Source organism: Lysobacter sp. 5GHs7-4, from assembly GCF_021284765.1.
GTDB lineage: Bacteria > Pseudomonadota > Gammaproteobacteria > Xanthomonadales > Xanthomonadaceae > Lysobacter.
On record NZ_CP089924.1, the window covers coordinates 3,886,784 to 3,898,781 of the forward strand.

11 protein-coding genes are annotated in these 11,998 nt (G+C 70.2%); 4 read left to right on the top strand and 7 right to left on the bottom strand.

Features of this window, described 5'->3' with window-relative positions:
- Positions 1 to 2: 2 nt before the first annotated feature.
- From LVB77_RS17570 to dusB, 3 genes are all read left to right on the top strand, one after another.
- Positions 3 to 1,097, top strand: a complete 1,095-nt coding sequence (locus LVB77_RS17570) for a PepSY-associated TM helix domain-containing protein (RefSeq protein ID WP_232907359.1) — start codon at positions 3 to 5, stop codon at positions 1,095 to 1,097.
- Positions 1,098 to 1,189: 92 nt separating this feature from the next.
- Entirely contained in the window at positions 1,190 to 1,525 is a 336-nt protein-coding gene (locus LVB77_RS17575; protein ID WP_232907360.1) for a YegP family protein, read from the top strand.
- 88 nt (positions 1,526 to 1,613) lie between these two features.
- Complete coding sequence (dusB, locus tag LVB77_RS17580; RefSeq protein ID WP_232907361.1) at positions 1,614 to 2,612, top strand: tRNA dihydrouridine synthase DusB; 999 nt, start codon at positions 1,614 to 1,616, stop codon at positions 2,610 to 2,612.
- A gap of 12 nt (positions 2,613 to 2,624) precedes the next feature.
- Here the strand turns inward: dusB and LVB77_RS17585 are convergent, their stop codons facing one another.
- The 7 genes from LVB77_RS17585 to LVB77_RS17615 form a co-directional block, all read right to left on the bottom strand.
- The gene (locus LVB77_RS17585) at positions 2,625 to 3,677 is read right to left on the bottom strand and encodes a metal-dependent hydrolase (protein WP_232907362.1); all 1,053 of its coding nucleotides are present in this window, start codon (positions 3,675 to 3,677) and stop codon (positions 2,625 to 2,627) included.
- A 78-nt stretch (positions 3,678 to 3,755) separates the two neighbouring features.
- Positions 3,756 to 4,142, bottom strand: coding sequence for a VOC family protein (locus LVB77_RS17590; RefSeq protein ID WP_232907363.1), 387 nt, complete (start codon positions 4,140 to 4,142; stop codon positions 3,756 to 3,758).
- Positions 4,139 to 5,179: a ferritin-like protein gene (locus tag LVB77_RS17595; RefSeq protein WP_232907364.1), complete on the bottom strand. Its 1,041-nt coding sequence runs from the start codon at positions 5,177 to 5,179 to the stop codon at positions 4,139 to 4,141. The genes LVB77_RS17590 and LVB77_RS17595 overlap by 4 nt, the downstream gene beginning before the upstream one ends.
- The gene (locus LVB77_RS17600; protein WP_232907365.1) at positions 5,176 to 7,116 is read right to left on the bottom strand and encodes a hypothetical protein; all 1,941 of its coding nucleotides are present in this window, start codon (positions 7,114 to 7,116) and stop codon (positions 5,176 to 5,178) included. The genes LVB77_RS17595 and LVB77_RS17600 overlap by 4 nt, the downstream gene beginning before the upstream one ends.
- Before the next feature lie 64 nt (positions 7,117 to 7,180).
- A complete protein-coding gene (locus LVB77_RS17605; protein ID WP_232907366.1) occupies positions 7,181 to 8,185 on the bottom strand; it encodes a hypothetical protein in 1,005 nt (334 codons plus the stop codon).
- Positions 8,182 to 8,904 carry a VTT domain-containing protein gene (locus tag LVB77_RS17610; protein WP_232907367.1) on the bottom strand — a complete coding sequence of 241 codons (723 nt, stop codon included), beginning with the start codon at positions 8,902 to 8,904 and terminating at the stop codon, positions 8,182 to 8,184. The genes LVB77_RS17605 and LVB77_RS17610 overlap by 4 nt, the downstream gene beginning before the upstream one ends.
- Entirely contained in the window at positions 8,901 to 10,826 is a 1,926-nt protein-coding gene (locus LVB77_RS17615; RefSeq protein WP_232907368.1) for a TonB-dependent receptor, read from the bottom strand. The genes LVB77_RS17610 and LVB77_RS17615 overlap by 4 nt, the downstream gene beginning before the upstream one ends.
- A 560-nt stretch (positions 10,827 to 11,386) precedes the next feature.
- On the opposite strand from LVB77_RS17615, the gene LVB77_RS17620 reads away from it, so the two are divergent.
- Positions 11,387 to 11,692: a hypothetical protein gene (locus LVB77_RS17620; protein ID WP_232907369.1), complete on the top strand. Its 306-nt coding sequence runs from the start codon at positions 11,387 to 11,389 to the stop codon at positions 11,690 to 11,692.
- Positions 11,693 to 11,998: the final 306 nt, after the last annotated feature.

Genomic DNA, 11,998 nt, shown 5'->3' on the forward strand with positions numbered 1-11,998 from the left:
GCATGACGTCACGCCAGGCACCGCACCCGATCAAGCGCCGCGTCCGCGCGGCGTTGAAGTGGCTGCATCTATGGCTGGGCCTGAGCGTGGGCCTGGTGTTCGCGCTGGTCGCGCTGTCGGGCACGGTGCTGGCGTTCCAGCGCGAGCTGCTGGCGTGGTCGCAGCCGGAGCTGGTCGAGCGCGCGCCGCCGTCGTCCGCGCAGCGCGAGGCCGCGCTGGCGCGCATCGTCGCCGACTGGCAGCCGCAGGGCATGAGTTCGCTCGATCTGCCGACCGCGCAGCTGCCGGTCTGGCAGGGCTACTTCCCGAACGGCGAACGGCGCTACTTCGACGGCGCCAGCGGCGAGCTGCTGCTGGTGCGCAACAAGGGCAACGACTGGGTGCTGTGGCTGCGCGACTGGCACACCCATCTGCTGACCGGCAAGGCCGGCGAGCAGGTGCTGGGCGTGGTCGGCCTGATCGCCCTGTTCCTGCTGCTGACCGGTCTGTACCTGTGGTGGCCGCGGCTGGCCGCGCTGGGCGCGAGCCTGCGCTGGTACCGCGGCCCGCCGACGCGGCGCTGGTTCAGCTGGCACCGCGGCGCCGGCGTACTGTGGCTGCCGCTGACCCTGCTGGCGGTACTGACCGGCGTGGGCATGGTGTACGACGGCGCCACGCGCAGCAGCCTGCGGTTCGCGTTCGGCGACGGCGCCGATGCGCGCAAGCCGCCGAAACTGGCCGCGCGCGAGGCGGCGATCGACTGGCCGGCGGTGCTGCGCGCCGCCGACGGCCGCCTGCCCGGCGCGCAGTTGCGCCGCATCGGCCTGCCCAAGGCCGACAGCGGCCTGGTCTCGATCCGCATGCGCGCGGCCGGCGAATGGCACCCGGTCGGCCGCAGCGTGGTCTGGCTGGATCCTTACCGCGTCGCCGTGCTGGGCGTGCACGACGCCACCGCCCAGGACACCGGCGCGCGCGTCAGCGAAGCGCTGTATCCGCTGCACGGCGGCTTCGTCGGCGGCCGCCTCTGGCAATGGTTGGTGGCCTTCACCGGCCTGGTCCCGGCGTTCCTGCTGGTCACCGGCTTCCTGTTCTGGCGCCGGCGCACCGCGCGCCGCTGAGCCGCCCTGGGCCGCGGCCTGCCGATGGACCGGTAACAAAGTCGGGGCTAGTGTGTTGGACTGGGCACCCGCCCTTCCAAGGAGGAAACCCGATGGCCGGCAAGTTCGAGATCAGCAAGCGCTCCAACGGCGAATTCCAGTTCGTACTCAAGGCCGGCAACGGCCAGGTGATCCTGACCAGCGAAGGCTATGCGGCCAAGGCCTCGTGCACCGCCGGCATCGAGTCGGTGCGCAAGAACAGCCAGGACCCCAAGCGCTACGACCGCAAGACCGCCAGCAACGGCAAGCTCTACTTCAACCTCACCGCCACCAACGGCCAGGTGATCGGCACCAGCCAGATGTACGCCGACGAAAGCGGCCGCGAGAACGGCATCGCCTCGGTGACCTTGAACGCACCGGGCGCGACGGTCGACGACACCACCGATTGAGCGCCGCGCCGGCGGCCCGTCGCGTGACGGGCGGGCCGCGGCGCCCTGCGTTGCCGGCCGCGGAATCCGCGGTTGCTACAATGCGCGCATGCGCATCGGCCCCCATCAGATCGACCCCCGCGTGGTGCTCGCGCCGATGGCGGGCGTCACCGACAAGCCGTTCCGGGTGCTGTGCAAGCGCCTGGGCGCGGGTCTGTGCGTGTCGGAGATGACCACCAGCGACGCGCGTTTCTGGACCACCGCCAAGTCGCGCCACCGCATGGACCACAGCGGCGAGCCGGCGCCGATCAGCGTGCAGATCGCCGGCACGGTGCCCGAGATCATGGCCGAGGCGGCGCGGCACAACGTCGACCACGGCGCCCAGATCGTCGACATCAACATGGGCTGCCCGGCCAAGAAGGTCTGCAACGCCTGGGCCGGCTCGGCGCTGATGCGCGACGAGGCCCTGGTGGGCCGCATTCTGGAGGCGGTGGTGGCCGCGGTGGACGTGCCGGTCACGCTCAAGATCCGCACCGGCTGGGACCACGACCAGCGCAACGCCTTGCGCATCGCGCGCATCGCCGAGGCCGCGGGCATCCAGGCCCTGGCCGTGCACGGGCGCACCCGCGACCAGCAGTACACCGGCCAGGCCGAGTACGACACCATCGCCGCGGTCAAGGCCGAGCTGCGCATCCCGGTGCTGGCCAACGGCGACATCGACTCGCCGCACAAGGCCGCCGCGGTGCTGGCGCGCACCGGCTGCGACGCGGTGATGATCGGCCGCGCGGCGCAGGGGCGGCCGTGGATCTTCCGCGAGATCGCCCATTACCTCGCCCACGGCGAGCTGCTGGCGGAACCGTCGCTGCGCGAAATCCGCGACTGGCTGCTGGGCCATCTCGAACACTTGCACGCGTTCTACGGCGAGCTCTCGGGCGTGCGCATCGCGCGCAAGCACCTGGGCTGGTACGCCAAGGACCGGCCCGAGAACGCGGCCTTCCGCGCTGTGGTCAACCGCGCCGAAAGCGCCGACGCGCAGTTGCGCCTGACCCGCGACTACTTCGACGCCCTGATCGCAGGCGTGACGCCGGAACTGCCCGCGGCGGCCTGAGGCTGCGATGCGCTAGGGCGCAGTCGTCGCGCCAGCGGCGTCGCTGTTGCCGGCCGGTGCCGCCGGTTCGTGCCAGATCCGCGTCCACATCGCCGGCAGTCGGTCGGCCGCCTGCCACGGCCATTGCAGCTGTTGCGCGGGCACCTCGCTCCAACCGCCGTCGCCGCGTTGGGCGACGACGAAGCGGAAGTTGTAATCCGGTTCCAGCCCCATGCGCAGATCGCTGAGCACCAGCCGGCCGTCGCGCTGCTCGGCCTTCATGAAGCCGTGGTTGAACCACGCCAGCCGTGCGACCGCCGGATACGCGGCGACCTGGCGATAGGCGTCCAGGTCGGACGGATAGGCGTTGAAACGCATCGGCCCGCGGTCGGCGTACAGCGAACGCTCGCCTTCGACGTAACCGGTCGGCGTCATCGCCACCACCCGCCACAGCAGGATGTTGAACGGCATCGGCACCGAGAAACGCGGCGCGTCGCCCAGGCCCATCGCCGCCAGCGCCGGCTGCGCGGCGCTGTCCACGCGCTGCTTGGCCCACAGCGAACCGCCCAGATACAGCGAGCTCAATGCCAGGCCCAGCAGCAGCGCCGGTTGCGCGCTGCGGCGCTCGCGCGCGAACCAGGCCCAGACGCAGGCGGCCAGCAGCCACACGGTGTAGAGCGGGTCGATGATGAAGATGCTGGACCACATTACCGGCCGCACGCTCAGCGGCCACAGCAGCTGGGTACCGTAAACGGTGAACGCGTCGAGGATAGGATGGGTGAGCAACGCGGCCTGCATCGCCCAGAACCAGCGCGTGGGCGCCTGCGCCACGCGACCGCCGCGCGTGCGCAACCAGGCCCACAGCGCCCAGGCTACTAGCGGCAGCACCAGCAGCGAGTGGCTGAGGCTGCGGTGCCAGGTCATGCGTGCGACCGGATCGTCGGTGAGCAGGTTCACCGGAATCACGTCCAGGTCCGGCAAGGTGCCCAGCGCGGCGCCGGCGAGCAGTGCGGCGCGGCGATGGCCGGCGGGGGCGATGGCGGCGCTGAGCGCGGCGCCGAGTACGATCTGGGTGAGGGAATCCATGCGCGCATGCTAGCGCGCGCGGCGCGGCGGTCGAGCGCGCCGCCGCACCGCGATTCAGCGCTGCGCCAGCCGCGGCGGCTAGCGCTGGAACGGCCGGATCAGCCCGACCGGATTGCCTTCCGGATCCTGGATCATCGCGAAGCTATAACCGTCGGCATCGGCCGGCGCCATGTACTGGCGACCACCGGCCGCCACCGCCGCGGCGATGGTCGCCTGCAGATCGTCCACCAGCAGATAGAAGTTGTGGCCGGGTTCGAAACCGGGCGTGCGCGCATCGGCCTGGCCGATGCCGCCCAACAGCGGCTGCATGCGCACGGGGAAGTGCACGTAGGCGAATCCGGCGTCGCCGACCTGGTACTGCCAGCCGAACACACGGCTGTAGAAGGCCTGCATTGCCGCCTGGTCGCGGGCGATGATCTCGAACATCGCCACCGGGTGACGGTTGGCCACGCCCGCATCGCTCATGGCATGCCTCCCTGGGTCTTCACGTACTCGAAGCTCGGGCCCACGGTCTGGCCGCTGGCCTCGTCGGCCACGGTCTGCATCATCGCCACCGCCAGCACGCGCAGGTCGTACATCAGGCCGATGGCGCGATCCAGCGTCTCGGGATGGCCGTTGAAGGTCGTGTGCAGCGCGTTGAGCAGGGCGCTGTAGTTGTAAGCGAACTGCTCGATGCGCGTGCGCGCCTGGCTGCCGACGGCGAAGTCGGCGATCTTGCAGTTGGCGCGCAGCGGCCAGACCGCGGACGGGTCGAATTCGATCGGGGTGCCGGCATAGGCGTAGCCGTCGGCGGTGACCACCAGCTCGCGGCCGGCGACGATGGAGCCGAAGGTATAGAAATGCGCAGGCTCGCCCGGGGCCTGGAAGGGATCCAGCGCGGTGCCCTCGCCTTCGAGCTTGATGATGTCGATGGCGTGGCAGGCCGAGTCCGGATCGACGATGGGGAACAGCTTGTCCGGCGCGAACCAGCGCGGCGCGATCACCTGCGGCGGCGCATCCTTGTGCACGAAGATCGACGGGCCCAACGCGCGGATGCGCTCCTGGATGGCGTCGTAGAACTGGCCGATGGTGGCGTAGCCCTGCTCGGCCGCGCTGAGCTTGATCGGAATCTCCTGCTCCGGTTCCTCGATGGCCATGAATACGTTCTTGACCAGCGGCATGGAGAACGCCTCGATGCCCACGATCAGGCCGTTGCCGATGTCCATCGGCAGCGGGCCGGGGTAATCGGGCACGAAGCCGCGCTTGTCGATCTGCGGATGGCCGCCGATGGCGATCAGGATATTGGCGGCGATGCTCATGTGCAGCATCTCCTGCACGATGATGCTGCGGATCAACGCGGCGATGCGCAGGTTGGTGCCTGGGCGCAGCGACAGCATCGCGGTCAGGTAGGGCGGAATGGTGCTGTGCTCCAGCTCCACCGCACATTGCAGGTAGCGGTGCAGGTCGATCGGGTCTTCGACCGCATGGATGGCGCTGATGATCTCGGGACGCAGGCGGATCATGAGGACTCTCCCGGCTCTTGGCCCGCGCGCTCGCGGCGCGCGAGGTACTGCAGGACGAAGGCGGTCTTGCCGGCGCTTTGCAGCGGCGCCAGTTCGATCTCGGGCGGCTCCGGCGCCGCGGACGAGACGGCCTTGGGCGCGGGCTCGGCCATCGGCGGATGGCCCAGCAGCGGCAGGCCGTCCGGGCCGGGCGTGTCCAGCCAGCGCAGGATGGTGGCGCGGTCGCCGGCGCTGAGGTCGCGCGTCACCGGCATGTGGTTGGGATCGTGCAGCGGCAGCGAGAACGCCAGGCGCAGGGCCTTGAGCCGGGTGCACACCGAGTTGTAGCTGCGCAGGTCGACCACGTAGCGGCTCATGATCGGATACAGGTTGCCGTACTGGGTGAACAGCGGTTGGATGTGCTCGTACCAGGTCGGCTGCGGCGGCGGCTCGCTCTTGGTGTAGGCCAGCACGCTGATGTAATTCAGCGGATTGGACACGTAGCCGGCCGGTTGCGCGCTGAGCTGGTAGCCGATGCCGTAGAGCTGGCCGGCGATGTAGCCGCGCGGCCGCCCGGGCCCGTCCGCCGCCGCACTCAGTTCCACGCGCGCGCGGCCGTCGCCGTCGGTGCTGGCGCTGGCGGCGTAGGCGACGCCGTCGGCGGGCGTGGCGATGTCCGGAATCGCCGCATGCGGACGCGTGGGCGGCGTCATCTTGTCGCCGCCGCCGGAGCCGCCCATGAAGCCCTCGGTGGCGCTGAGCGCGACCGCGGCGCCGGCCAGGGGCGTGCCGAAGCGGCTGGCGTACAGCTCGATGTCGGCGCGCTCGCCCGCGTCCAGGCGGAACACGAAGTTGTCGGCGCGCAGGTACTGGCCGTCCAGCGATTCCTGCAGCAACACCTTGTAGCTGCCGTCCGCCTGCGGCGACAGCAGCAGCACGGGACAGCCCGGCAGCAGCGACCGCGCCTGCGCATTGCCGCTGAGGTCGTAGCTCTGCACGCCGGCGGTCTGCGCGTACCAGTGCGGCGTCTGATAAGGCACCTCGCCGATCACCGTCACCGCGGACGCGGGCACGTCGGTCAGCTCCGTGGTCGGATTGGTCGTGGCCACGCCGATCAGCAGCGGCCCCAGGTCCTCGAAGCCGGTGTCGGCGCTCTTGATCGGCAGGGTATTGCCCAGGTCCAGCGTCAACGAGGCGCCGTCGAACTTGCCTTGCGCGTCGTAGACGCCGTTGAGCGGCGCCAGCGGCGATTGCTTGGAGGGCACCGCCACCATCTGCCGGCCCAGCACGAAATGCTTGGGCTCGCCGCGTAGGTAGGGGCCGATGCTGCCGACCACGTGGCCCAGGGTGTAGCGCGGAATCGTCGCATCGCGGCCGTAGCCATACACATTGAAGGCGATCGACAGCAAGCCGTCCTGGGTGGCGTCGCGCAACGCACGCAACAGCGGCGAATCCAGCGCCTCGTCCCAGCCGATCGCCTCCAGCACCGATTGGTAGTTGGCCGCCAGCTTCTGGTCCATGGCCACGCCGCTCTGCTGCCGCTGCCACAGATTGCAGAACGGCGCCGGCTTGAACTCGCCGCTCAGCGCCTGCTTGCGCGCCGCGTCCAGCAGCCGCACCTGCATGCCCCAGATCTGCGAGACCATCTGCTGCTGCGGGTCCAGATCGACCAGCTTGCCCGGCGCGCGCTGGTCGGCGTTCTCCACCAGCATGCCGATCGCCGGATCGTCGGCCGGCGTGCGCAAGGCGCGGCCGTCCAGGGCGCCACCGGTCACCGCGCAATCGAGGAAGCGGAAAATGCCGGTGCCTTCGGGATTCCAGCTGCCGTTCTGGTTGTACTGCTGGTACTCCGGCACGAAGGATTCGTTCTGGAAGGTGCGGACGTCGTTGTTGATGGTGGAGACGTCGGCCTGGAACCAACCGCGAAAATGCAGGCGCGGCGCGTCTAGGTAGCTCATGGTGGTGCTCCTGGCTATGCGGCCCCGCGCGCGGGGCCGGCTCCTTGCTGGGATCTGGCTACGGTTACTTCTGTTTGGCGTCCTGGTCCGGACAATCGCCCTCGAACAGGCAGCACCACTCCGGTTCGACCGGACACATCTGCGCGACCTGGTCCCAGGTCGTGGCCGGGTCCGGGCGCTGGTCGCGGAAGCTGCTGTAGTTCTGGCTCACGATCGGCGCGTTGGGCGGATCCAGCGGATAGCCGGAGAAATAGAACGACTGCGGGTGGCGATACACCGGCGCGTTCGCGTCCATCGGATGGTCGGACGTCGGCTCGCGCCAGAACGCGTAGCCGAACAGGATCTTCTGCGGCCCGACCTCGCGCGCATAGGCCTGGATGCTGCCGTTCAGATGGGTGCTGCGCTGGGCGTCGTACGGCAGGTGCTTGATGAAATCCAGACGCGGCGGATGGTTCTTGGGCGAGAACTTGCAGCACTGCGGCGTGCCGGCCGGACGGTCGGCATAGCGCAGGAAATAGGCCTTGTTGCCCAGCGAGACGAAAGCGCAGGTGTAGTTGTTGGCCGAGGGGAAGATCGGCAAACACTGCTTGTCGTAGTACTCCATCATCGCGCCCTCGCCGTCCTTGTCGGCGGGCACGTAGGTGGAGTCGTAGTAGGTCGCGCCGTAGGAGACCTGATAGTCGGCCGCGGTCAGCCCCGCCGGCGGCGAGGTGTACGGCGGCGGGTACCGGTCGTAGTTGGCGAACACGCGGTACATGGTCCAGCCGCTGGTCCACCACTTCGGGTACAGCGGATCGCTGGGCTCGCCCGGCTTGCGCGGGTAGATGCAGCGCGAGGCCGGCACGCAGCCCTCGTCGTTGTGGACGCCGCCGGTGTAGTAGGTGTGGCGCTGCGCCGGCGTCTGCGATTTCTTCGCCGCGGCATCGATCCTGCGACCGGACGCCGCCGCCGAACCGGCCACCAAGGTCAGCACGACCGCGAACGATGCGGCGGCGATGACGATGCGGGCCAAGCCGGTGCCGGTCTTGGTCCTGCTCCTGGACACTGCGCTTGCGGAGATCCTGCTCATGGCGCTACTCCTCCTTGATCGTGCTCACGGGGTACAGCGGAGCCTGCGTCGGCGAGCAGCCGGCGCAGGAGAATGCGATGGACCAGCCACATGGCGGTCGGCAGCGCCAGCATCGCCGGCAGCATCGCGGCCGGGTGCGGCTCGCCCAGGCCCAACCAGGCGCTGGCGCCGTACAAGGCGCCGACCACGCACGACGACCAGGCCGCGTGTGCGAACGCGGCCAGCGGCGGCACCCGCCAGACGCCGGCCAGCAGCGCGCTGAGCTCGGCCAGCACCGGCAGCGGTCGCGCGGCCACGATCCACCACAGGGCGCGCTGTCGCGCCAAGCCGCGCGCGCGATCCCACAACGCGGCCCCGACCCAGCGGCGCAGGCGCGCCTCGGGCAGCACGTGTCCGAGCACATAACCCAGCGCGAACGCCAACCAGCCGCCGACGGCGACCGTGACCGCGCCCCAGACCGGGCCCAGCGTCCAACACAGCAGCACGCCGATCACGCTGCTGGGCAAGGGCAAGACCACGTCGGCCATCAGCAAGGCGATGCCCAGCGCCGCCAGCCACAGTCGCGCATCCTGCGCGGCCAGCCAGGCCGGCGCGGCGCGATCCAGCGCGTCGCCCCACAGCGCGAACGGCACCAGCACGCAGGCCAGCAACGCAGTCGCGAACAGACCCAGCCGCAGCCATTGCGCGCGCTGTACCGGCATCGAGAGGTCGCGGTTCATTGCAGCGTCCAGTGCAGGGTCACGCGCAGCCTGCGTCCCGGCATGTCGGTGCCGATGGTCTCCTCGCCGCGCGCGTCGCCGAGGTTGTCGATCGCCAGCAGCAGCTGCGCCGCCCCCCATTGCTGGCGCAGACTCAGATCCAGGGTGGTGACCGCGTCCAGCGCACGTTCGCCGGTGGGGATGGACGAGTCGTAGCGGCGGCCCAGGTGGCGCAGCGCCAGCGACAGCTCGCGACGCTCGCCCGCGGGCAGGCCCAGTTGCGCGCTCCACTGCGCGCGCGGGCGGAAGCGCAGGCGCGTGTCGTCGTCGCCGGGCGTGGTCACGCGCATCCAGCTGCCTTCGAAGTCCAGCCGCCAGTCGTTGTCGAAGCGGCGGCCCGCGCGCCATTCCACTCCCTGCGTGCGGATGCTGGCCCGGTTCACCAGTTGCGGCGGCGGGCCGGCGTCGAAATCGATCAGGTCGCGGTAGCGCGCGTCGAACAGGGTCAGGCGCAGGCGCCAGGGCGCATCGGCGACGGTCGCATAGTAGAGCTCGCGATGCAGGGCGCGTTCGGGCTTGAGCGCGGGGTTGCCGACCAGCGGATGCGCGAGCGCATAGAAGCTGGGCAACTTCGAGGAACGGGCCAGCGACAGGCCCCATTCGCCGCGGTCGCCGCCCAGCGCGCGCTGCAGCGACACCATGGGGTGGGTGGCGGCATCGCCGCGATCGGGATGCTCGTAGCGCAGGCCGCCCTGCGCGGTCCAGGCGCCGGTTTGCCAGCGCGCCTCCGCATAGGCGCTGGCCGTGGCGCGGCGCAAGGCGAAGCCGGCCGGCAGCACGAAGCCGCCGAAGTCGATGCGGCTGTCGAGATCGCCGCGTTCGCGCCGGTACTGCGCACCCACGGTCAGCATCAGACGCTCACTGGCCGGCAACAGCCAATTCAACTGCGCCTCGTCGCGGCGATAGTCGCCGACGCTGCGCATCGGCGGCAGGCCGAACGGATCGCGCAGACCCGGCGCGACCCCGGGCGTATCGTCCTCGCCCTCGCGCGCCAACGCGAGCAATTGCGCATCGACCGTGCCGCCGGCGTGTGGACGGTATTCGCCGCGCAGCGACAGCTGACGGCTGCGGCTGTGGCGGCTCTCCAGGCTGCGGATCGCCGCATAGGCATCGCCGCCGCTGTCGTCGGGAAATCCCAGGTTGGCGCTGTCGCTGTAGCGCGCGGCCGCGTGCAGCAACACGCGGTCGCCCAGCACGCGGTCCCAACCCAGATTGGCGGCGCGCACGCGATTGCGCGCGCCGCCTTCGCCTTCTTCTTCGCGCTGGGTGGCGCTGGCGCGCAGGGCGGCACCGGACCATGACGCTCGGGCGCTGCGCAGGCCATCGCCGCCCGCGCCGAAGCCGACCGAGGCGCCAGGCGTGGCGCGCCGGGTGAAGATGTGGATCAGTCCCGCGATCGCTTCGGCATGGACCGCACTGACGTTGCCGCGCACGATCTCGATGCGCTCGATGTCGTCGCTGGACAAGGTATTGAGATCGACCGCGCTGCCGCGCGAGGACAGCGGATCGTTCTGGCGTACGTGATCGATCAGCACCGCCACATGGCTGGGATCGGCGCCGCGCAGGTACAGCGCGCCGTAGCCGCCGCTGCCCGCGCCGCGATCCACCACCACGCCGGCCTGACGCGCCAGGATGTCGGCGACGCTCAAACCTTGCAGGGCGTCGAGCTCGGCGCGCTCCAATACGGTGACGTGCTGGCTGGCCGCCGCGGCGGTGATCGGCAAGGCGCTCGCGCTGACCCGCTCGCGTTGCAGGGTGTGGATGTCGTCGGTGGGATCGGTGGCCGCCTGCAGCGGACCGCACGCCATCATCAGCGCCAGCGTCGCCGCGGCCTGCGCGCCACGGGCGAAACACGTCGGGACATCCGGATCCTTCCGAACCATCGCCTGCCGTCCTTGGTCGCTTGGCCGATACGCAGGCGGCGCTGTGCGCCCTCCTGCCACCCCTGGCTGCCTGTGCGGCGGTCATCGCTCCCCGATGGCCGTGTCCGCCGCCTTACGGCGCGCGAACCCTCCCGCGGAGCCGAGGTTGGCACAGAATTCGCTGACACGCCAATGTCGCCTAGCGCGCGCCGGCAGGCGCGGGCCGGGCCCCGCGATCGGGGTGTCGGCCGGCGACTTCGCGCGCGGACAGGCTGCGGAACCCGCCAGTGCGACGCGGTCTTCGCGATGCGCCGCGCGAATTCGCAAGCGCGGCGCATGGACGCAGCGATGCGCGCGAAGACCGCTGCGGCGTGGCGGCGAGCGATCCCCTTATCGATGCCGTCGTGTGCGCGAAGGTTGCCGCCGTTCGTCGGTTTCGCGTTCTACGTGACGTCAGTCATAGGCCGTTCCGGCACTCGTGCGCGTGCGCGCGAACACGAATCATGACAACGCCGGAGTCCCCACACCGGCCTGCGGCGACGTCGCAGCCACAGGGCCAGGAGGCCCGACCGGAGAACGTCATGAACGCAAGAACCGCATTGTTCGTCGTCGTCGCGATGGCCGCAGCTGCACCGGTCTACGCCAATGAAGTGGTGAGCACGCTGTCGCAGGAAACCGGCCTGAGCGAACGCAAGGTGCAGATGATCGTCGGCAACCGCACCGCCTTCGCCGAGTACACGCGCAGCTACGACCGCTCGCTGGAGAAGTTCAAGCGCGCGCTCGGCGATGAGCGCTACGAGCGCCTCATGGCCGGCAAGGCGATCCAGGTAGGCGATCGTCACCTCGCGCTGAGCGGCATGCAGGAACGCGACCTCGCCGCCAAGTAAGCCGCGACGCATCCGCCACCGCCGGCCTCCCTCCCCTTCGGTTCGGCGGGCGGTGGGCGGATGCGCGAGGCCACTTGGGTTGCGCCGTCCGGCTGCTGAGGCCAGAGGACCAGGCGACGACTCGTGGCTTTAGCCCCCTTTGAAAAAAGGGGCGGGCGACCGCGCAGCGGGCGGCGGAGGATTTGCTGTTGCTGTTGTTTCTGGAAGGCGGAGGCAAGAGCAAATCCCCCTCAATCCCCCTTTTTCAAAGGGGGGAGGCCAAGGGCGTTGCGTCTTTGAATGGAGAGTCTGGAAGCGCGGGCCGCG